This window comes from Actinacidiphila sp. bgisy145, assembly GCF_057708125.1.
Genome location: NZ_JBYIRL010000007.1, coordinates 41353 through 62077, shown reverse-complemented (window position 1 = coordinate 62077; position 20725 = coordinate 41353). Strand labels below are relative to the sequence as shown.

Annotated in this window: 19 protein-coding genes, 1 tRNA gene and 1 pseudogene; 13 read left to right on the top strand and 8 right to left on the bottom strand. The window is 71.1% G+C overall.

Features of this window, described 5'->3' with window-relative positions; genetic code table 11:
- Positions 1-61: 61 nt before the first annotated feature.
- From AC3ERT_RS08570 to AC3ERT_RS08560, 3 genes are read left to right on the top strand one after another with little or no spacing between them, the layout of a single operon-like run.
- Entirely contained in the window at positions 62-2221 is a 2160-nt protein-coding gene (locus AC3ERT_RS08570) for an MMPL family transporter (RefSeq protein WP_435173481.1), read from the top strand.
- Positions 2222-2899, top strand: coding sequence for a response regulator transcription factor (locus tag AC3ERT_RS08565; protein ID WP_435131056.1), 678 nt, complete (start codon positions 2222-2224; stop codon positions 2897-2899).
- On the top strand, positions 2896-4275 hold the full coding sequence (locus tag AC3ERT_RS08560) for a sensor histidine kinase (RefSeq protein ID WP_435131058.1): 1380 nt from the start codon (positions 2896-2898) through the stop codon (positions 4273-4275). The genes AC3ERT_RS08565 and AC3ERT_RS08560 overlap by 4 nt, the downstream gene beginning before the upstream one ends.
- Before the next feature lie 59 nt (positions 4276-4334).
- Here AC3ERT_RS08560 and AC3ERT_RS08555 read toward each other — a convergent pair whose 3' ends face one another.
- From AC3ERT_RS08555 to AC3ERT_RS08540, 4 genes are all read right to left on the bottom strand, one after another.
- Positions 4335-5003, bottom strand: a complete 669-nt coding sequence (locus AC3ERT_RS08555; RefSeq protein WP_435173479.1) for a response regulator — start codon at positions 5001-5003, stop codon at positions 4335-4337.
- The gene (locus tag AC3ERT_RS08550; RefSeq protein ID WP_435173558.1) at positions 5000-6265 is read right to left on the bottom strand and encodes a sensor histidine kinase; all 1266 of its coding nucleotides are present in this window, start codon (positions 6263-6265) and stop codon (positions 5000-5002) included. Before AC3ERT_RS08550 ends, AC3ERT_RS08555 begins: the two co-directional genes overlap by 4 nt.
- A gap of 64 nt (positions 6266-6329) precedes the next feature.
- Entirely contained in the window at positions 6330-7169 is an 840-nt protein-coding gene (locus tag AC3ERT_RS08545; protein ID WP_435131060.1) for an ABC transporter permease, read from the bottom strand.
- Positions 7166-8110 (bottom strand): ATP-binding cassette domain-containing protein, encoded by a 945-nt coding sequence (locus AC3ERT_RS08540; RefSeq protein WP_335976810.1) that lies wholly within the window; start codon positions 8108-8110, stop codon positions 7166-7168. The genes AC3ERT_RS08545 and AC3ERT_RS08540 overlap by 4 nt, the downstream gene beginning before the upstream one ends.
- A gap of 200 nt (positions 8111-8310) precedes the next feature.
- Between AC3ERT_RS08540 and AC3ERT_RS08535 the strand changes: the two genes are divergently transcribed.
- Positions 8311-8634: a response regulator gene (locus AC3ERT_RS08535; protein WP_435131063.1), complete on the top strand. Its 324-nt coding sequence runs from the start codon at positions 8311-8313 to the stop codon at positions 8632-8634.
- A gap of 332 nt (positions 8635-8966) precedes the next feature.
- Positions 8967-9683, top strand: coding sequence for a G1 family glutamic endopeptidase (locus tag AC3ERT_RS08530; RefSeq protein WP_335976807.1), 717 nt, complete (start codon positions 8967-8969; stop codon positions 9681-9683).
- A gap of 215 nt (positions 9684-9898) precedes the next feature.
- Here AC3ERT_RS08530 and AC3ERT_RS08525 read toward each other — a convergent pair whose 3' ends face one another.
- Together AC3ERT_RS08525 and AC3ERT_RS08520 are read right to left on the bottom strand one after the other, a co-directional pair.
- On the bottom strand, positions 9899-12484 hold the full coding sequence (locus tag AC3ERT_RS08525; RefSeq protein ID WP_435173477.1) for a tetratricopeptide repeat protein: 2586 nt from the start codon (positions 12482-12484) through the stop codon (positions 9899-9901).
- Between the two features lie 164 nt (positions 12485-12648).
- Positions 12649-13122: a hypothetical protein gene (locus tag AC3ERT_RS08520; protein WP_435173475.1), complete on the bottom strand. Its 474-nt coding sequence runs from the start codon at positions 13120-13122 to the stop codon at positions 12649-12651.
- Between the two features lie 218 nt (positions 13123-13340).
- On the opposite strand from AC3ERT_RS08520, the pseudogene AC3ERT_RS08515 reads away from it, so the two are divergent.
- The 7 genes and pseudogenes from AC3ERT_RS08515 to AC3ERT_RS08485 all read left to right on the top strand — a co-directional run.
- Positions 13341-13788 (top strand): annotated as a pseudogene (locus AC3ERT_RS08515) (ISAzo13-like element transposase-related protein); the annotation flags it as partial.
- Positions 13789-14008: 220 nt separating this feature from the next.
- Positions 14009-14605, top strand: a complete 597-nt coding sequence (locus AC3ERT_RS08510) for a carboxymuconolactone decarboxylase family protein (protein WP_435173474.1) — start codon at positions 14009-14011, stop codon at positions 14603-14605.
- Positions 14602-15201 (top strand): carboxymuconolactone decarboxylase family protein, encoded by a 600-nt coding sequence (locus AC3ERT_RS08505; protein ID WP_435173472.1) that lies wholly within the window; start codon positions 14602-14604, stop codon positions 15199-15201. Before AC3ERT_RS08510 ends, AC3ERT_RS08505 begins: the two co-directional genes overlap by 4 nt.
- Before the next feature lie 76 nt (positions 15202-15277).
- Positions 15278-16264, top strand: a complete 987-nt coding sequence (locus tag AC3ERT_RS08500) for an SMP-30/gluconolactonase/LRE family protein (protein WP_435173471.1) — start codon at positions 15278-15280, stop codon at positions 16262-16264.
- A gap of 219 nt (positions 16265-16483) precedes the next feature.
- Positions 16484-17491, top strand: coding sequence for a TetR/AcrR family transcriptional regulator (locus AC3ERT_RS08495; RefSeq protein WP_435173470.1), 1008 nt, complete (start codon positions 16484-16486; stop codon positions 17489-17491).
- A gap of 750 nt (positions 17492-18241) precedes the next feature.
- Complete coding sequence (locus AC3ERT_RS08490; RefSeq protein WP_435173469.1) at positions 18242-18580, top strand: cyclic-phosphate processing receiver domain-containing protein; 339 nt, start codon at positions 18242-18244, stop codon at positions 18578-18580.
- A 396-nt stretch (positions 18581-18976) separates the two neighbouring features.
- Entirely contained in the window at positions 18977-19567 is a 591-nt protein-coding gene (locus AC3ERT_RS08485; RefSeq protein WP_435173468.1) for a hypothetical protein, read from the top strand.
- A gap of 39 nt (positions 19568-19606) precedes the next feature.
- On the opposite strand, the gene AC3ERT_RS08480 is transcribed toward AC3ERT_RS08485, so the two are convergent.
- Positions 19607-19680: transfer RNA gene (locus AC3ERT_RS08480), tRNA-Pro, on the bottom strand.
- Positions 19681-19834: 154 nt separating this feature from the next.
- Here AC3ERT_RS08480 and AC3ERT_RS08475 point away from each other — a divergent pair.
- On the top strand, positions 19835-20128 hold the full coding sequence (locus AC3ERT_RS08475) for a YiaA/YiaB family inner membrane protein (protein ID WP_335976729.1): 294 nt from the start codon (positions 19835-19837) through the stop codon (positions 20126-20128).
- A 112-nt stretch (positions 20129-20240) separates the two neighbouring features.
- On the opposite strand, the gene soxR is transcribed toward AC3ERT_RS08475, so the two are convergent.
- Positions 20241-20705, bottom strand: coding sequence for a redox-sensitive transcriptional activator SoxR (soxR, locus tag AC3ERT_RS08470; protein ID WP_435131113.1), 465 nt, complete (start codon positions 20703-20705; stop codon positions 20241-20243).
- Positions 20706-20725 lie beyond the last annotated feature (20 nt).

Genomic DNA, 20725 nt, shown 5'->3' with positions numbered 1-20725 from the left:
CGGCATGCAAGGCACGGCTTTCTAGCCTCCCGGGTGAACCGAACGACCCGAGGAGGAGACGGTGGAAAAACTCAGCGCCTGGGTGGTCAGGCACCGGTTGCCGGTGCTGATCGCCTGGCTGGCAGTCACGGTGGTCGGCGTCGTCGTCGCACCGACCGTGTCGAGCCGGCTGGTGAGCGGGAAGCATCTGAGCAGCGCGGCCTACACGGCTGACGTTCGGATCGCCGCCCACTACGGGGGCGCGACCTCGGACCCCGCTGTGCTCACGCTCGGCCTGCCGGCCGGCCAGACGGTGTCCGCGCCGGCTGCCGCGACCCAACTGCGGTCGGTCGACGCGGCCATCGAGAAGACCGGTCCGCAGCTGCGGCTGGTGTCCTACGCCTCGACCGGCTCGCATGCGCTGGTGGGGCGGGGGAGTGCCAGCACCGTCGTGCTCGTCTATCCCCCGCACGACAACGACGACATGACGGACGATCAGGTCAGCGCCCTCACCCATGCCGCGAAGGCGGCGGCCCCGTCGTTGCGGGTGGCTGGCACGAGCGTGGCGGCGCTCGAGGCCGGAAGCACCAGCGGCGGCAGTTCGACCGTGACCGGTGAGCTGGTCTTCGGCGCTCTGGGCGCGTTGATCGTGCTCGTCTGGGTGTTCGGCTCGCTGCTGGCGGCTCTGCCGATCATCATGGCGCTGATCTCGGTGCTGACGATGCAACTGTTCATCTGGGCCCTGACCTACGTGATGCCGTCGTCCTCGCCGCTGAACCCGGCGGTGCAGTACATCGTGGCGCTCCTGGGTCTCGGCCTGTCCATCGACTACTCACTGCTGGTGGTCACCCGCTGGCGCGAGGAACGTGCGGCGGGGCACGACAACGCTGACGCGGTCCGCCTCGCGGTCCAGCGTGCCGGGCATTCGGTGTGGTTCAGCGGGGTCGTCGCGTCACTGGGTCTGTTCGCGCTGATCGTGGTGCCGAACTCGCTGGTGCGCGGTATCGGGGTCGCCGGCCTGTTCATCCCCTCGACCGCGACGCTGGTCGCGCTCACTCTGCTGCCGGCGCTGCTGTCGAAGATCGGGCCGCGGGTGGACTGGCCGCGCCGCAGGTCGGCCGGCACGGTCGGCCGGTTCTGGACCCGCTGGGCGAAGCTGGTGATCCGTCGCCGGGTGATCGCGGCTGCGCTGGGTCTGGGTATCCTCGGCCTGCTTGCGTCGTTCGCCGCGACGATCGATGTCGGGCTGCCGACCACGGGCCACCTCGCCAGTGGCGGCGGCCCCACCGACGGTCTGCATGCGCTGGAGGCCGACGGGTTCCCCTCGGGCACGCTCACCACCGTACCCGTCTACGTCCCGCATGCCGCCGACGCGGGCGCGGTGGCCTCCACGCTCTCCTCGCTGGCGAGCCTGCACGGCGCCGTCGCCCCGTCCGTCCCGACGTGGCGGCAGAACGGTTCCGCGATGGTCCTCGCGATCCCGCGCTTCGAGGTGGGCACGTCCCAGGGCGGCGGCTCCCTGCGGGACATCCAGCACACGGTGCCCTCCGGGGTCCTCGTCGGGGGCGAGGGCGCGCTCAACATCGATCTGACCCACTCCACGTACGGGGCGTTCCCGATCCTGTTCGCGGTCGTGGCGATCGTGACCTTCCTGCTGCTCGTGCGGGGCCTGAAGTCGATCGTGCTCCCGGCGAAGGCCGTGCTGCTCAACATCCTGTCGGTGGCTGCCTCCTACGGCCTGCTCGTACTGGTGTTCCAGCACGGGTTCGGCATGCAGGCGCTGTGGGGCGTACGCAGCTACGGGGCGGTCGACACGCTCGCGCCCGTGCTGATCTTCGGGTTCCTGTTCGGTGTCTCGATGGACTACGAGGTCTTCATCCTCTCCCGCGTACGCGAGGGCTACGAGCGCACCCGCTCGACCACCGCGGGAGTCATCGAGGGCATCTCGCGCACCGGCCGGCTGGTGACCAGCGCCGCGTTGATCCTGTTCCTCGCCCTGGCTTCGCTGTCGACGGCGAACGACGTCACGGTGCGGCAGATCGCGGCGGGTCTGGCCGCGGGCGTCCTGCTCGACGCCGTCGTCGTGCGGATGCTGCTGCTTCCGGCACTGGTCTCCCTGTTCGGCCCTCTCAACTGGTGGATGCCCGAGCGGGTGGCCCGACTGCTGCGGATCAGTCCCGACGCCCCGCAGGAGGGCATCGGGCAGGAACGTGAGCCGATGCCGATCGGAGATGCTGGCTAGATGCGGGTACTGGTGGTCGAGGACGAGCAGGACATGGCGGAGTCGCTGGCCTGGGGCCTGGCGGCCGAGGGCTATGTGGTCGACGTGGCGGCCGACGGTGTGGAGGGCCTCTGGAAAGCGCAGGAGACCTCCCCCGACGTGATCATCCTCGACGTGCGGCTGCCCGGGATGGACGGCTACCGGCTGTGCCGCGCGCTGCGCGAGCAGGGCCGGTGGACCCCGGTTCTGATGCTCACCGCGATGGACGAGGATCTCGACCACGCCGAGGGGCTCGACTCCGGGGCCGACGACTACCTCGCCAAGCCGTTCTCCTACCCGGTGCTCCTCGCCCACCTGCGCGCGCTGACCCGGCGCGGGCTCGGTGCCAGGCCGGCGGTGCTCGAAACCGCCGGCCTGGCCCTCGATCCGGCGAGCCGGACGGTCACCCGCGGCGGCCGGGAGCTGGATCTGAGCGCGCGGGACGTCGCCGTCCTCGAACACCTGCTGCGGCGCAAGGGCCGTGTCGTATCCAAGGCGGAGCTGCTCGCACACTGCTGGGACGTGGCCTACGAAGGCAGCCTGTCCGTGGTCGAGGTCCACGTCCACCGGCTTCGGCGGAAGATCGAGACCCGCGGCGGGCCGCAGGTGATCAGAACGGTGCGCGGCGAGGGTTACACGATCCGGGAGGAGGAGCGATGACCGTCCGGACGCGGGTGACGGCCGTGGCGGGCGTGGCACTGACCGCCGCGGTCTCGCTCGGCCTCGTCATCATGTACCTGATGCAGGTCGGCTCGGCGCACCGCACCGCCGACGACCAGTTGCGCACCTACGCCGCGCAGATCGAGCAGTCCGCGCGGTCTACCCGGCCCGGCGGCTGGCCCCGCCCGCTGCCGGCCTTCCCGCTGGACGCGAACGCCCAGGCCCAGGTCACGGAGGCCGGCAGCGCGCGCGTCCTGGCCTGGACCCCCGCGCTGGATGGGTTCGCCGCCGTCTACACGCTGCCGGCGGGCGCGGCCTCGCCGATCCGGCAGGCCGGAGTCGACCCCGCACTCGACGGTGAGGTGCGTGTGGTCGGCACCCATGCCGTCGTCGGCGGGCGGACGGTGAGCATCGTCACGTGGACGGACACCAGGGCGCTCAGCCAGATCAACGAGACCTTCAGCCGCCTGCTCCTGGTCGGAGTGCCCGGCATCCTGCTGCTGGCCTGCGTCACGGTGTGGCTCGTCGTGGGCCGGGCGCTTCGGCCGGTGGAGCGGATTCGCCGTACCGTCACCGAAATCAGCGCCGCCGATCTCTCCCGGCGGGTGCCCGAACCCGCCGCCCGTGACGAGATCGGCGAACTGGCCCGCACCATGAACGGGATGCTCGCCCGTCTCGAGGACTCGGCCGCGCGGCAGCGCCGGTTCGTCGCGGACGCCTCGCACGAGTTGCGCAGCCCGCTGGGGACGGTCCGCACGGCGCTGGAGGTCGGCCTCGCCCATCCCGACCACGCCCCGTGGACGCAGATCGCCGAACGCGCCGTACGCCAGTCCGCGCGCCTGGAAACCCTGGTGCACGACCTGCTCCTGCTCGCTCGCAGCGACGACCGGCACCTGCTGCACCGACGGAGCCCCGTCCCGATCGCGGCGCTCGTGCAGGACGTGCGGGCGGCGGTGCCCGCGCCGCGGGTACCGGTCGGGTTCCGTGCGGCCGCGAGCACGGCCGGGGGCGGTAACGGGGACGCGTGCGTGCTCGGCGACGCGGAGCAGTTGGACCGGATGGTGCGCAACGTCCTGGACAACGCGATCCGCCATGCCCGGAAGGGCGTCGAGTTGTCCGTCGACGTCTCGGCACCGGAGGCGGTCCTCATCGAGGTCGCCGACGACGGCCCGGGCATCCCGGTCGAGGACCGCGAGCGCGTGTTCGGCCGCTTCGTCCGCCTCGACGCGAGCCGGGAACGGGGGAGCGGAACGAGCGGTCTCGGGCTGGCCATCGCACAGGAGATCGCCACCGCGCACGGCGGGCGGATCGCGATCGGCGACGCGCCCGCCGGCGGCGTGCTGGTGCGCATCACCCTCCCGCGCACGGCCGGCTGAACTCCGCCGGCGCCGGCGCCGCGCAGACCCGCCGCCGCCCCCGGTTCGGTTGCCCCGGCTCAGCCGCTGCCGGGGCGGGCGAGCCCCTGGTCGTAGGCGAAGATCACCGCCTGGACGCGGTCGCGGGCGCCGATCTTGGCGAGGACCCGGCCGACGTGCGTCTTCACGGTGGACTCGCTGACCACGAAGCGGGTGGCGATCTCGCCGTTGGTCCAACCCTTGCCGATGGCCACGAGGATCTCCCGCTCGCGTTCGGTGAGCGCCGTCAGTCGCGGGTCCTCGCCCTGGCCGGGCGTTCTGAACGGCACATGCCGGGTGTACTCGTCCAGGATGCGGCGGGTGAGGGCCGGCGCGATCACCGCGTCGCCCTCGGCGACGGCCCGGATGCCGGCGAGGAGTTCCTCGGGGCGGGCGTCCTTGAGGAGGAAACCGCTGGCGCCGGCCCGCAGCGCGGCGTGCACGTACTCGTCGACGTCGAAAGTGGTCAGCACCAGGACCCGGGAACGCCCCCCGGCCTCGGCGATCCGCCGCGTCGCCTCGATGCCGTCCATTCCGGGCATCCGCACGTCCATCAGCACCACGTCAGGACGCAGTTCGGCGGTCCTGCGGACGGCCTCGACCCCGTTCGCGGCCTCGCCGACCACCTCCGTCTCGGGGAGGGAGTCGAGGAGCACCCGGAAGCCGTAGCGCTGCAACTGCTGGTCGTCGACGACGAGCACCGTGGTCACGCGGTGCCTCCCTGGGGTGCCACGTCGAGCGTGGCCTCCACGACCCATCCCCCGTCGGATGCGGGACCGGCGTCGATGGTCCCTCCGTACAGCGCCGCCCGCTCGCGCATGCCCACCAGTCCGTGTCCTTCCTCGTTGCCCGGTCCTGGGTTTTCGGCCTGGCCGTTGTCCCGGATGCGCAGGACGAGCCGTTCGTCGTCCACGATGACCGACAAGGCCACCCGGGTGCCGGTCCCGGCGTGCTTCAGGGTGTTCGTCAGGGCTTCCTGGACGATCCGGTAGACGGTCAGCTGCACGCCCCGGTCCAGCGTCCCCGTCTCGCCGACCGTCCGGTAGACGACCTCCAGGCCGGCGCCGCGCACGCTGTCGCACAGCGCCTCGACGTCCGCCAGACCCGGCTGCGGGCTGAGCTCGACCACCTGGCGGGCGCCGTCCGACGCCTCCCGCAGGACGCCCAGCACCCGGCGCAGTTCGCTCAGGGCCGTCCGCCCGGTGTCGCCGATCAGCCGGAGCGCCTCCTTCCCGCGGGCGGGAGCCGTCTCGGCGGTGTACATGCCGGCATCGGCGAGGGTGATGATGACGGACAGGTTGTGGCCCACGATGTCGTGCATCTCCCGTGCCACCCGGGCGCGTTCCGTCGCGGTCGCGAGCCTGATGCGCTGGTCGCGTTCCGTCTCCAGCCGCGCTGCCCGCTCCCGCAGCCCCGCGAGCTGTGCGCGGCGGGTCCGCACCATCAGGCCGACGGCGAGGGCCGCGATCACCGTGCTCAGCAGGAAGAACAAGGTGTCCCACACGGACACCGCCGGCGAGATCCGCACCGCCACCAGCACCATCCCCGCCGCCATGCCCCCGCAGGCCCAGGGCAGCAGCCGCAGCCGCCCGTGCAGGGCCAGGCTGTACAGGGCCACGAACAGGGCGACGTCCGCGCGCAGCGCGGCATCCAGCGACCACTGGAGGACGAAGACGACGCCGATGGCGACGAAGGCCGCCATGGGCCGGCGCCGCCGCCACAGGAGCGGCAGCACCAGACCGGCCTGCAGGAGCAGCACCGCCGCCGGCGGCAGCTGGGTGAAGGAGAACTGGAACCGGTGCTGCTCGTCCCCGTCGCCGTCCCCCGCGCCGCCGTGGTGCAGCAGGTCCGGCAGGCAGAACACGAGGTAGACGACCACCACCACCGCGGTGTCCAGGACCCACGGGTGCGCCCGGTCCGCCTGCCGGAGCCGCTGGCCGGCCTGGGCGAACCGGGCGGCCAGCGGTCCCATCCCGCCGAGGTCGCCGGTGTCCGTGGTGGTGGTCAAGGTCGTCACCTGCCCATGGTGCAGGTGGTCAGACGTCGCTGCGCACCAGCCGGTACGCCGCCCCCGCGAGCGCGAGCGCCGTCCAGCCGAGGAAGACCAGCAACCCGGCGCCCGGTGACAGGGCGGTCGCGTCGTGGGTCAATGCGAACATCGACTCGCCCGCGTTGCTCGGGAGGTAGGGGCTGATGTTGTCCTGCCAGGAGCTGGGCAGGAGGGAGATCAGCCCCGGGACCAGCATCAGGGAGGCCACCAGGACCGAGATGCCGCCGGCCACCGAGCGCAGCAGCGCGCCCAGCGCGGTCCCGATCACGCCGACCAGCCCGAGGTAGAGGCCGGCGCCCAGCAGGCTGCGGAGGACCCCGGTGTGCGTGAAGCCCATGGCGGCGGGGGTGCCGGAGACGATGCCGCTGCCGAACCCGAAGGCGACGAACGCGCCGAGGGTGGCGACCACCAGGGCGACCAGTCCGAACACGGCCGCCTTGGACCACAGCACGGGCAGGCGGCGGGGCACGGCCGCGAGCGTCGAGCGGATCATCCCGGTGGAGTACTCACCCGCGGTGACCAGGACCCCGAGCACACCGAGGGCCAGCTGGGCGAAGTTGGTGCCGAAGAGGGACAGGCTCACGGCCGTCGCGGTGGCGAAGTCCTTGTCCTGGTGCGGGGAGCCGACGCCGGACTTGTAGTGCTCCGCGGCGATGAGCCCGAAGGCGACGAGGAAGAGCAGGCCGAGGCCCAGGGTGATCCAGGTGGAACGCAGGGACCACAGTTTGGCCCACTCCGAGGCGAGCACGCGCCGTCCGGTCACCCGGTAGGCGGGGCGGGCCGGAACCGACGCGGGCGCCTCGACGGTCGTGGTGAGCGTGCTCATGCGGGCCTCCCGACGGTGGCAAGGGACTCGACGGTCGTGGTGCCGTGGTACTCCACGGCATCCCGGGTCAGGTTCATGAACGCCTCCTCCAGCGACACCGTCCGTGCCGTCAGTTCGAACAGCGCGATCCCGTGCTCGGCCGCCTTCAGGCCGATCTCGCGGGCACTCGCCCCCGTCACCCGCAGTTCCTCGGAGCCGGCCCGGCCGGTGATGTCGACCCCGGGCCCGGCCAGGACCTCCCGCAGCCGCGCCGGCTCCGGGGTGGCCACCTGCACCGTGTCCCCGCCGGCGTCGCGCACGAGGTCCGCCACGGTGGTGTCAGCCAGCAGGCGCCCGCGCCCCACGATGATCAGGTGGTCCGCGACCAGGGCCATCTCGCTCATCAGATGCGACGACACGAACACGGTCCGGCCCTCGGCGGCGAGGCCCTTCAGCAGGTTGCGGATCCACAGGACGCCCTCCGGGTCGAGCCCGTTGACCGGTTCGTCCAGCATCACCGTCTGCGGATCACCCAGCAGCGCCGCCGCGATGCCGAGCCGCTGCCCCATCCCGAGGGAGAAGGCACCGGCCCGGTTCCTCGCCGCGCTGCCGAGCCCCGCCATCTCGATGACCTCGTCGACCCGGCGGCGGGGAATCCCGTGCGTCAGGGCGAGCGCCAGCAGGTGGTTGTAGGCCGAGCGGCCCGGGTGGATGGACTTCGCCTCCAGCAGCGCCCCCACCTCCTGGAGCGGCGCCTCGTGACGGGCGTACTGCTTCCCGTTCACCGTCACGGAGCCGGCCGTCGGTGCGTCGAGCCCGACGATCATGCGCATGGTCGTGGACTTTCCCGCGCCGTTGGGCCCGAGGAAACCGGTCACCGTACCCGGCCGCACGGCGAAGTCCAGCCCGCCCACGGCCGTCTTCTCGCCGTACCTCTTGGTCAACTGCTGTGCGTCGATCATGCGCGTCTCTTCCTGTTCGGAGCCGGCGCCCGCCGGCCGCTCTGGACGCCTCACCGACAACGCTAGAAGCCCGAACCCCCTGATCCGGTGGTACCGCGGACCGATCCGCGCCCCCCGGGTCGTACCGCGGTACTACGCGCCACTGCGACCCCGGTCGCACCGTCCGGGCCGCGTCCGCGTCCGGGCGGCCTGCCGACGCGGTGGGCTTCCGCATCACCGACGACGGCGCGCCGCCGCCCTCTTCGCCGGCCGGCAGCGGCCTCACCGGCATGCGGGAACGCGTCGCGATGTTCGACGGCGACCTGGGCGCCGCGACCGGCATCCGCGTCGTGGCCGAGGCCGCCGACGGCCGTGAATGCGGTCGAGGCCGCGCCCGCAGGCAACGCCCCGACGTGGTCCCGATGGACCTGCGCATGCCCGGCATGGACGGGATCGAGGCCACCCGCCTCATCTGCGAGGCGACCTCCTCCCGACCACGTTCGACATGGACGCCTACGCGTTCGCGGAGCTGCGCGCGGGCGTAGCTGGAGGTAGCTGCGGGGCAAGGCTCGGGCAGGCCGACGAGCCGGGCAAGGGGCGTGCTCCCCATGGTCCTCGGTGCCGCACTGGCAGTCGCCCTACCGGCACTTCGCGCTGCCGGCGTCGGCGACTTCGCCCGCCTCGGCGCTACCTCGGGGGTACGACAACGCCGTTCGCCGTTCGCCGCGCCCGCCGAGCTGCCGGGGATGGCGGCGTCACACAGAGACCGTATTGACAGGTCCATGACCGTCGAAGATTCTGAATTGCCGCGCCACGTCCCGCGCACGACCAAAGGCCGGCGGTTTGAGCATCCTGCACCCCCCACGAAGGAGCCAGCATGCGCAGATTCCTGATAGGCGTCGCCACCCTCGCGGCTGCGGCGGCCTTTGCCGCTCCGGCCGCGCCGGCCACCGCGGCGGCGGCCGCACCGGGACTGTCCTTCCGCCCCTTGCACTACAACATCAACGGCTACAACTGGGGCGGATACGCCGCCACCGGCAGCGGCTTCACCTCGGTGTCGGCCGCCTGGACCGAAGCGAACGCGACCTGCAACTCCACCAACGACCTCTACGCCCCCTGGGTCGGCATCGACGGGTACGGCTCGTCCACCGTGGAGCAGACAGGCGTGGAGACCGACTGCTCCAGCGGCAGCCCCGTTCACCAAGCCTGGTACGAGATGTACCCCGCCAACCCGGTCTACCTCAGCCGCACTTCGTACCCGGTCTCGGCCGGGGACCACATCACCGCCTCGGTGACCAACACCAGCGGCAGCACGTACGCCCTGAAGCTGACCGACTCCACGCGCGGCTGGACCTACAGCACGAACAAGTCCCTCTCCTCCCAACGGGCCAGCGCCGAGGTCATCATCGAGTCGCCGACCGGGGCCTACCCGAACTTCGGCACCCTCAACTTCACCTCGGCCACCGTCAACGGGAACTCCCTCGGCTCCTACGGCCCGACCGCGCTCGACCCGTCGAACGGCGCGTACGAGGCCCGGACCAGCGCGCTCGGCTCCAGCGGCACCAGCTTCAGCGAAACGTACCTGCGGGAGTAGCCGCGCCGGCGCTGGGGCGGCACCCCGCCCCAGCGCACCCACCTGCCCGCGGTCCCGGACGCCCCCACCGCGGCACCCGGCCACCGTGCAACGGTCCGGAGTGAACGGGCGGTTCGACCCCCGAGGGGCGCACGGTGGACTTGTCGCAGCATGGCCTACCTCGCCTGCTTGAGTCACCACTGCTTCCGGCTGCGCGCCCCGCTCGGTGATCTCGTTCAGGAATCGGGCGATTGATCAACCATCCCGTCTTCTGCCTCCCCGCGCCACCGAGTGAGGCTTTTACGGACCGTGAGACTCGCCGGATGATCGGGGCCGAGGACGCGTTCGACATCGGTCAGCAGTTCGGCGAGCGTGGTGGCGGCGCAGGCCGCGTCCCCCGCCTCCCCTTGCGAGGTTGCGAGGCCGATGCGGGTGGCGAGGGTATCGACGTGGTCGGGCCCGAGGACCCGTTCCTGGTCGGTCAGTAGGTCGGCGAACGCGGTAACGGCGCCGCGGGCGTCCCCCGCCCTTCCTCGCCACAGGGCGAGGTTGCTGCGGACGGTGAGGGTGGTGGGGTGGTCCGGGCCGAGGATTCGCTCGACGTCGGTCAGGAGGCCGGCGAACGCCGTAACGGCGCCGGGTGCGTCTCCCGCTGCCCCTCGCCAGGTGGCGAGGTTGTTGCGGCTGGTGAGGGTGTCGGGGTGGTCGGGCCCGAGGAGCCGTTCGCGGTCGGTCAGCAGTTCGGCGAACGCTCTGGCGGCACCGGCCGCGTCGCCGGCCTCCCCTCGCCAGGTGGCGAGGTTGTTGCGGCTGGACAAGGTGTCCGGGTGATCCGGGCCAAGGACGTGAAGAGTGTGCTGCAGCAGTTCGGCGAAGGCTCTGGCGGCGCCGGCCGCGTCGCCCGCCTTGCCACGCCACAGGGCGGCGTTGTTCCGAATGGCCAAAGTGTCGGGGTGGTCAGGACCGAAGATCTCTTCGACATCGGGCAGCAGGTCGTCGTAGGCGGTGGCGGCACCGGCCGCGTCGCCGGCCTCCCCCAACCACCGAGCCACGTTGTTCCGGACGTTGATGGTCATCCGGTGGTCGGGCCCCAGCACCCGCAACGCGCGCTCCAGCAGCTCTTGGTGGGCGGTGGCGGCGCCGGCCGGGTCCCCCGCCTGCCCTCGCCATAGGGCAAGGTTGTGCTGGACGGTGAGGGTGGTGGGGTGGTCGGGGCCGAGGATTCGCTCGACGTCGGTCAGTAGCTCGGCGAACGTGGTGGCGGCGCCGGCCGCGTCCCCCGCCTCTCCCAGGTAACTGGCGAGGTTGTTCCGGGTGGCCAGGGTGTCGGGGTGGCGCTTTCCGAGAACCCGTTCCCGGTCGGCCAGCAGTTCGGCGAAGGCGGTGGCAGCGCCCGCCGCGTCACCTGCTTTCCCTCGACAGGTGGCGAGGTTTGCCCGTGCGGCCAGGGTTGTCGGGTTGCCCGGGCCCAGGCGATCCGTCGCAGTGCTGACTACGTGCTCGAAGTGGTCCACGGCTGCCGCTACTTGGCCGGTGCGGGCGAGGCTGAGGCCGAGGTGGTGGAGCACAGGATGCGTCCTGTCCTTCTGGTACAGGGTGTCTTCGCTGTGGTGGGTGAGGGCGGCGGCATTCATGCGCAAGGCCCGCGCCAGGACGATGTCGCGCTCGTCTTCGGGCCAGACCGTGGTAAGGGCGTCAGCGGTGGCACTGCCCAGTTGGCTGCGCTGTCGCGAGGTGAGGGCGTCACGGGTTGTGCGCTGGATGAGTTGGTGGACCCGAACTTCTCCAGTGGTGAGGGCGTGGTCGATCAGGCTCAGCCGGTGCAGGGCCTGCAGCGTGCTGACTGCCTCGTCGGCCGTGGCCGCTACCGGCTTGCGGTGCCGCCGTGCTGTCCACCAGCGCGCCCTGCGCGGCGTTGCGAGGTGGGCTTGACTGCGGTGTTCGGTGAGATAGGCCAGTGCGGGTGTGCTGGTGAGAACCGAAGTGGGGATGCCGTTGGGGTCGAGGAAGGCGGCCAGTTCGAGCATGGGGCGGGCCAGGCCCGCCGGGCGGGCCTGGTTGGCGCGTTCGATGGACAGGGACCAGGTGGCAGCAACGGTGGCGGTCTGGTCGTCGGGTAGTGCGCCGGGCTCCGGCAGCAAGTCGGCCAGCTTCCTGATTCGGTCGGCCAGCAGCTCGCGGTAGGAGGCACAGGTCAGGTCCGCGTCGATGATGTAGGCGGCAGCCTGGGCCAAGGCGAGGGGCAGGTGTCCCAGGTCGGCGGCGAGACCGGTGATCTGGTCGGTCGGCTCGTGGCGGTCGTGCGCGGCGAGTACGGCGGTGACGTAGGCGGCGGCTTCCTGCGGGGTGAATGAGCCCACGGCCACCAGGCGTCGGCCCGCCCCGGTCAGTGCGGCCTCGCGGCGGCGCGTGGTGGCCAGGACACGGCCGTGCGGGCTGGCGGGCGGCCACCAGCCGCGGATGTCGGCAGGGTCTGCGACGTCATCCAGTACGATCAGCCACCGGCACGGCTGCTGGCCGGCTTTGGGCTCCAGCCAGGCCAGGAACGCCCGGGCGGCCTGATCCGGGTCGCTGGGGTCGGCGGCAAGAACCTCCACGCCGGCCTGCGCGTACCCGGCTGTGATCGCTGAGCGGCTGCTCGCACTGATCCACACCAATACGTCGACCTCGCCGCCATGCCAAGCGGTGCGGGCGTAGTCGGCCGCCAGCTGCGTCTTGCCCACCCCGCCGGTGCCGGTCAGTACCTGGCTGAGCACCGTGGCACCCCCGCCGTCGGCCGCCATCCGCAATTGGTCCACCTCGGACCGGTGCTGGAAGGACAAGGCGCGAGGCGGGAGCACGCCGACCTGGTGCGGCCAGGCGGCTGGTCTGCGCGGTGCAGCGTGGTGGTGGACTTGCCCGGCGTAGCCGACGGCGATGCTGCCGTGGTCGGCGAAGATGCCGCTGATGTGGTGAGGCGGCGCGGCCGGGACGGCACCGGGTGCGCTCAGTCCTGGTACGGACCCGGCTGCGAAGGGTTTCCCAGGGTCACATGCCCCATGGTCACTGCGGCAGCGGACCCGTGGTCGGCCCGGACGTCCACGTCTCCGCCGATGGCCAGACCGCTCGGGCCGGCCGACGCACTGCTGTGGGAGGCCTGCTGGGCCAGCAGGGTGCGCAGCTCATCGGCGACCCGGGCCCGCTCAATGTCCTCAAGACTCTCCAGCAACGCCTCGATCCGGCCCTGCCACGCCGCCTCCTGACGGATACGCACCCGCTCCACCTCGGTCGGCCGAGCCGCCTGCAGCTCGCCCGCGGTCTGATCGAGGCGCTCCAGCTCGGCGTGCTCGCGCTGCGGATTCCCCCGGCCGAACCAACGGGCCACCTGTTGGCGTACCGCTGTCCAAGCGTCTGTGCCTGCGGCCTGCACCACCGCAGTGCCTCCCGCCGCGGCCAGCGCAGCCATTGCCTCCGACAGCATCCTCGCCCTTCCCCCCTGAGACATCAGTCCGGAACTGGGGCACGCACTACACCAGTGCCTTCACCGCGTCCACTCCATCAGACACCGCCGCAGTTGTCTCTGGTTCCGGCAGGAGAACGTCTGGCTCTGTGGGTGAGTTCTGTTCGGGAAACGTCTGGGTCCTTGCTTCGGGGCCATGGTTGTGCTCTGCACCACGAGGGGCCCGGTCGCGCGCGTCCACGGTGTCGCGCGGCAAGCGGGAGTTGGCGCACGCGGAGGAGCACGCCGGCCGGGTCCGGGCACCGGGCGCGGGTCGGAAGCCCTTGCGGGAGGCTGATCCGGGGCTGATGCCCGCGTTGTTGGCGCTGGTCGAGCCGGGCCAGCGCGGTGACCCGGAATCTCGGCTGCTGTGGACGGTGCGGTCCACCCGGAATCTGGCGGCCGAGCTGACGGGCCAGGGGCACCGGGTCGCTTCGGACCCGGTGGCCACGCTGGTGAAGGCGGAGGGTTTTTCCCTGAAGGGCACCTGCAGGACCACGGAAGGAGCCCGGCGTCCGGACCGGGGGCGCCCAGTTCCGCTATATCGACGACCAGGTCACGGCGTACCTCACCGACGGGCGGCCGGTGCGGGTCCGCGCACACGACTTCCCCGAGAAAGGTGCTCAGAAAGCGGTGCCGTACGGGGTCCCCGCGCTGCCGACGGTGGAGGACGAACTCGCCACGCGGCGCCGCCACACAGCACGAGCCTGGGCTGAAGTGCGCCCGCCGGCCAGGCCGCCGCGTCCTTGAGGCGGCAGGCGGGACGGGGAGTTTAAAAAAACGAACGTTCGCCTTGCAGTGAGCTAGGGAACGGGCTACGGTTCAAAAAGAAAGCGATTGATCGTTCGTTTTGAGAGAGGGGAGTCCCATGCGACTGCCACTGGTGCCCCCGGCGGAGCTGACCGCCGGGCAGCGCCCCCTCTACGAGGCATTCGAGACGATGACCCGGAACGCCGAGTACCAGGGCTTCGAGGTGCGGAACCCCGAGGGCGCGTTCGTCGGCCCCTGGGGCGTCATGCTCCACTTCCCTGAACTCGCCGTGCCGCTGGGCCGGTTCATCGACCTCGCGCAGAAGTTGCCCGGGCTCGGTGAGAGAGCCCGGCAGGTCGTGATCCTGACGGTCGGGGCCCGCTTCAATGTCGCGTACGAGCTGTACGCGCACGCTCCGCTGGCGGCACGCGCCGGACTGCGCGCGGACCAGATCGCGGCCCTCAGTGCCGGGGCGCGCCCCGCCGACCTGAGCGAGGAAGAACTGCTGGCCGCTGACGTGGCCGGAGCGCTGGTCCGCGCCGGCGCGGTTCCCGGGCCGCTGTACGACGCCGCCGTCGCCAAGCTCGGCCGTCCGGGCTTCGACGCCGTGGTGTTCATCACCGTCCACTACGTGGCATTGGGCGTCCTGCTCAACGCCTACGACGTGCCCGCCGGCCGTCCCGTGGCCGGCGCTCCCGAAGGAGGGAAGGCATGACAAGTGCCAAGGAACTGCTGGCCCGGCTCGAGGACCCCACCGACTTCGGCACCTTCGGCCGCTTCGTGGAGACGCCGGTCGACGAGATGCCGGCGGCCATGCGTGAGGCGTACGACGTGACGACGAGGATGCGCGGGCTGGTACCCGGCCCGCACAAGATATGGCTGGCCAACCCGGCACTGTCGATGACGATCGTGCCCACCGGAGCGTACTTCCAGACGAAGTCGAGCCTGTCGAAGGCCGAAATCGAGATCGTCACCAACGTCATCAACGGGCGCTGGGGCGCGGCGTACAGCAACTTCGAGCACGAAAAGATCGGCGTGATCTTCGGCGAACTCGACGCGTCACAGGTCGAGTCCCTGATCACCGGCCGGCCCACCGCGTTCGACGACCCGCGCCAGCAGGTGGTCTACGAGCTGTCCTCGGCGCTGGCGGCGGCGCGCGTGGTGCCCAAGAGCCTGTTCCGCCGTGCGCAGGAACTGCTCGGCGACCCGGGCATCGTCGACGTCACTGTCCTGATGGGCTGGTTCACCGCGGTCTGCCTGACGCTGATGGCCTACGACGTGCCGTCCGGTGCTGTCGGGCTCGAGCAGTAGCAGCAACTCCAGCGCCACGACACCCGGCCCAACCCCACGACACCGCACGACAAACGAGGAATCAAAGGAAACCGCCATGGCCATCGCGCCTCTTCCCGACGTCACCCTGACCCCGGTGGCCCACTTCCCGCAGGGCCACTTCCTGGAGAACCTGGTCGTCCGCGCCGACGGCTCGCTGCTGATCACCGCCGTGGTGCAGCAGGAGCTGTGGTATGTCCCCGGCCCCGCCCCTCGCACCCTGGTCGACCCGGTGCTCGTGCACACCTTCGACCACCCGGTCACCGGCATCGTCGAGGTCGAACCGGACGTCTTCGTCGTCAGTCTCACCGAGGGCTACACCACGCACGAATCCCACCTGGCCCGGCTCGACTTCAACGGCTGGGCACCGGGCACTCCGGTCGTTCCGGAGATCATCTTCACGTTCGACGAGAGGGTCCGCGCCCTCAACGGCAGCTGTGCGCTCGGCCCCGGGGTGCTCGCGGTCGCCGACTGCTTCGCCGGACTGGTCTGGCGCGTCGACCTGGCCGACGGGGCCCACCACGCCACCGCCCGGGTATGGCTCGCACACGACACGATGGCCTGGGACCCCGACGGCGAGGTCGCCCCGCCGCCGCAGCCGGGCATCAACGGCGTGCGGTACGGCGCGAAGACCGGCTACCTGTACTACACCTCCACCGCCCAGAAGGTGTTCATGCGTGTGCCGGTCGACCCGACCACGCTCGACCCGTCCGGCGCCCCCGAATTCGTCGCCGCCATCGACAACGCCGACGACTTCTGCGTCGACGAGGACGCCGGCTTCGCGTACGTCACCCGGCACCGGGCCAACACCCTCGACCGCGTCCCGCTCGCACCGACCCACGGCAGCGAGGTGCGCCACCTCGCCGGCGACCCCTTCGACCCGGTGATCGCCGGGCCGTCCAGCGCCTACTGGGGCGGCGAGCCCGGCGACCACAGCCGTGTCCTCTACGTCACGACCGACGGCGGCCGTACCGCCCCGCCCGAAGGCATCGTGCGCAACGCCGCCCTCCTGCGCGTCGAACTCGACCCGCCCGCCGAATCCTGAGCACCGGCCGTTGGCCGGCGGATACCAACGGCTGACGGATGATCCGTCGGCGCAGAGTTCCTGGTCGCCCAAGTAGCCCCGTGGGAGCAGCGAATGACGGCACCGTACGCCCGGACATCGCGTCGGCACGGGGACTCTCCTGCCGCGTACCGCCCGATCCGGGCCCCCGGCCGGCGCGGCAGCCGAGTCGACCGGTTCAACACCTGGTTCGCGATCGCGGTGAGCAAGGCCGTGGGCAGCATGTGGTGCGCCTACCTTTTCGCGGGTCTCTGCTTCATCGGCCTGCCCGACGCCATCAGCGGCGGAACAGCGACGCTGACCTCCTGGGTCGCCCAGAACTTCCTGCAACTCGTGCTGCTGTCGGTGATGATGGTCGCGCAGAACGCCGAAGCCGAGGCGGCGGAGCGGCGATCCGCGGCAATGTACGAAGCGATGTACGCGGACGCCGAACTCCTCCTGCGGCAGGAGGAACGGACCGCGGAGCGGATTGCCGCGCAGAGCCGGGCGGTGGCCGCGATCGCGCGCGAGCTCGGCATCGATCTTGCGGACATACCGGATGGGTGGACGCTGCCTGCTTCCAGGAGAACGAATGATCGCTTTTTGCGTATACTCGATGCCATGCCCAAGGTGAGCCAGCAGCACCTCGACGCCCGTCGTGCGGAGATCCTCGCCGCGGCCAGGCGCTGCTTCCTGCGCGACGGTTTCCACGCGACGTCCATGCAGGACCTGCTGGTCGAGGCGGGGCTGTCGGCGGGGGCGGTGTACCGGTACTTCGCCAGCAAGCAGGACATGATCGCCGCGATCGCCGAGGAGAACCTGCGCGAGGTCGTGGCCGAGGTCGACAAGGTGGTGAACCGCGAACCGGCGGTCGGCATCGGAGAGCTGCTCGCCGACCTATTCCGGGTGATCGAGGCCAAGCACGAGGAGAACGGCTTCGCCGCCATGGCACTCCTGGTGTGGTCCGAGTCCCTGCGCGACCCGAGGCTCGCCGAGCGGATCAGGGCCACGCTCACCCAGGTGACCGCCGAACTCGCCCGGATCGTGCGGGCGAGTCAGGAAACCGGAGACCTTCCGCCGGATGTTGCGGCAGAGCCCCTCACCCAGGTGATCGTGGCCACGGTACCCGGCTACATCCTCCAGTTGGCGTCACTCGGCTCCGGGCGAGTGTCGGGACTTCCGGACGCGGTTCGCGCCGTGTGGCCGGACAGGAGCGCGTCTGCGAGGTGAGCGGGGGACAGGGTGCCGGGCCGGCGGGGCCGTGCGGCGCGTGGGGCATCGGCGAGCCGGTTGTTGCGGACGAAGCGGGCCTGGAACGCTGTGGTTCTTGCCGGAGGCCCGGGTGATCGGGCTGGTGCCACAGGTCCACTCCTCGTCGATGGCCGCCTGGAGAGTGGGGGTAATCTCGACGCTCGCGCCTTCGGCGGTGAGTTCCCGGGCTGTGTCGTTCGCCCAGTAGGGCTCCTCGTGGTCGATTCGGGCGAGGACCAGGGTGTCCTTCGCTACGACGTCCCACCCCGCGGTTTCCAGAACGGTGACGGCGACGTGCACCTGCGGGCCGGTCACGACGGCGGTCACGCCGCTGGGGTGGTCGGGGTGCAGGTCGCGTAGGACGTGTGGACCGATGGAATCGGGTGTCATTGAAGGTACTGCTTTTCCATGTGCTGCCGGGGACATCCGCTCGGCACGACGGCGCGGTGAGCCGGCCGGAAGTGGCTGGTCGGCGTGGAGCAGTGGGTGGTTGGTGCGGGCTGTCGGCTGTTGCCGTTCTGCGCGGCCCGCGTGCATGGTCAGCGACGGGGGGATCGCGGCGGCGATCGGAGCGGGGTGGAGGTACCGTCCCCGTAGTGAGGGGCGCAACGCGCCGCTGCTCGGCGGCGTCGTTCTGGTGATCCGTCCGGTTTGATCACGTGACGCCGAGGGCGGCGAGCAGTCGGGGCCCTGGCAGTTGCGTATTCCCTCGTCTGGGACGATGTTCGAGTGAATGAGGAACCAGCCGCGCCGATGCCCGTCATCCTCGGCATAGACGATCTGCGGCCGCTGCCCAGGGCAACCCGGATCGCCCGTACCAGCATCGAGGGCATTCAGCTCTTGCAGGAGCATCGCGACGGGTTCATCGACGAGCTTTGGCTCGATCACGATCTCGGCGGGGATGACAGCATCATGCCCGTGGTAACTCTCATGGAAGAAGCCGCCTTCAGCGGACGGCCGTTCGACATTGGGACGGTCTTCGTGCACAGCGCCAACCCGATCGGCGCCGAGGCCGTCGTCCGGGCCCTGACACGCTGGAATTACCACGTCCGACGTGCGACAGCGTAGCGCCGGTGTGGTTACCACACTCCCGAGTCGTTCGGAGGAGCCCTCCTGTTTGATCACCTGATGTCGAAGGTGGTGAGCGGGCGGCATGAGTCGCGGGCATGGTGGCGGAGTCCGGCGGCGATGTTGTCGTGGCCAGCGTGGCGGAGTGCGCCAAGGGCGAGGTTGCGAAGGCTGGACATCGCCCGGGGTGCGGTGCCGGTGTGCACGCGAGAGGCGTCCTCGGCGTAGGTGGTGTCGCGAACGTGGTGGACCTTGTTCTCGATGCCCCAGTGGCCGCGTACCCGTGAGGCGCACGCGACGGAGCAGGTCTTGATCCGGCACCTCCCGCCGGGGCAGCCGCTTCAGCTCCTGTTGGAGGGTGGGGTGGTTGCCCTTGATCACGGCGATGGAGTGCGCTTGCTTGTCCTGGACCAGGAAGCGGGCGTGATCGGTCTGCGAGTGCAGCGCGTCGAAGGTGACCACGGTGTCGGTGAGATCGAGCGGCGCGAGCAGGGGCTTGAAGACGGTGATCTCGTTGGTCTTGTCCTGCGGTCCGCCGGGGAGTTCCAGGGATGGGGCGAGGTGGTGCGGTTCGAGGCGCGCACCGCCACCCGCATCGGCGAGGTGTCGGGTGCCCGGGTCAAGGACATCGACCGTGAGGCGTGGACCTGGGACGCGTGTCGGCAGACGACCACAAGTCCCGGTGGGCTCGTCGACAAGGGAACCAAGGGCAGAAGCCGCCGGACCGTGCCGATCATTCCGGAGATCCGCCCTATGGTCGCTCGGCGGTTGGATCTTCTCGGCCGCGACCCGATGGCGCGGCTCTTCACCGGTCCGAGAGGCGGACGATCGCTCTTGCCGGGGCCGCCTTGTCCGCACACCTCAGTGGGAGCAAGGTCAACTCACCCTCAACGCCTGCTGGTCCCAAAATGGTCCCAAGGAGCGGTCCGGGGCCGCGGCTGCGGGTGGTCCGCTGAAGGTGTCGGTGGACGTGAAGAAGCCCGCTGAGCTGGAGCGATGTGCTCCGCCAGCGGGCTTCCCCGGCTGTCGGGACGACAGGATTTGAACCTGCGACCCCCTGACCCCCAGTCAGGTGCGCTACCAAGCTGCGCCACGTCCCGATGCTTGATCTTCCGGGCGGGGCCCGGGGTGATCGCGCAAGAGAACTATATCGCACTCGGGGGGAGGCTCTGCCGCACATTGAGGGCGGCGCGGGGTGGGCGGTGAGTAGGGGTACTCATGTGGGGCGGGGCCGGCCGGGGCGAGGGTGGGGGCATGACCAAGGTGATTCCGCAGCAGCAGACGACTGCTGCGTATGCCGCGCAGGCCGCGATCTCGTTCGGGCTGGCGCTGGGGGCGATGGTGGTGGGGGTGGCGTACCTGCCGGTGGACGCTTGGGTACGGGCGTTCCTGGCGGTGGGGCTGCTCTATGTGGTGACGGCGACGTTCACCTTGTCGAAGGTGGTCCGGGACCGTCAGCAGGAGGGGCAGGTCACGAGCCGGGTGGACCAGGCCCGGCTGGACAAGCTGCTCGCCGAGCACGACCCGTTCAAGGTCGAGGGGATGTAGCGCGGCCCCGGCAAGGCGCGCAGGGCTGAGGGCAGGGCTGAGGGGCGCCCCGGGGGAGGGGGCCGGGGCGCCCCCGGCCCGCGTACGGACGGTCCCGGCCCCCGGCGACGGCTCAGCCCGCCGGGGGCGTATCGCCCAGCAGATACCGCGCCCCCGGCCCCTGCCCCGCGGCGCGATCCCCGGGGTTGTACAACCCGCACCGGCTCAACGACAGGCACCCGCACCCCACACACCCCCCGAGCTGCTCCTTCAGCTGCTGAAGCTCGGCGATCTGCGCGTCGATCCGCTGCTGCCACGCCCGGGCGACCCGGCTCCAGTCGGCCGAGCTGGGCACGTGGTCGACGGGCAGGTGCGCGAGGGCGTCGCGCACCTCCTCCAGGCTCAGCCCGATCCGCTGGGCGGCCCGGACGAAGGCGAGGCGGCGCAGCGTGGCGCGGCGGTAGCGGCGCTGGCCGCCGGCGGTGCGCTCGGCGCGGATGAGGCCGATCTCCTCGTAGTAGCGCAGCGCGGACGTGGCGTTGCCGCTGCGGGCGGCCAGTTCGCCGATGGTCAGGCGGTCACGGCTGGAAAGGCTCACGTCCTCCACGGTAGCGCTTG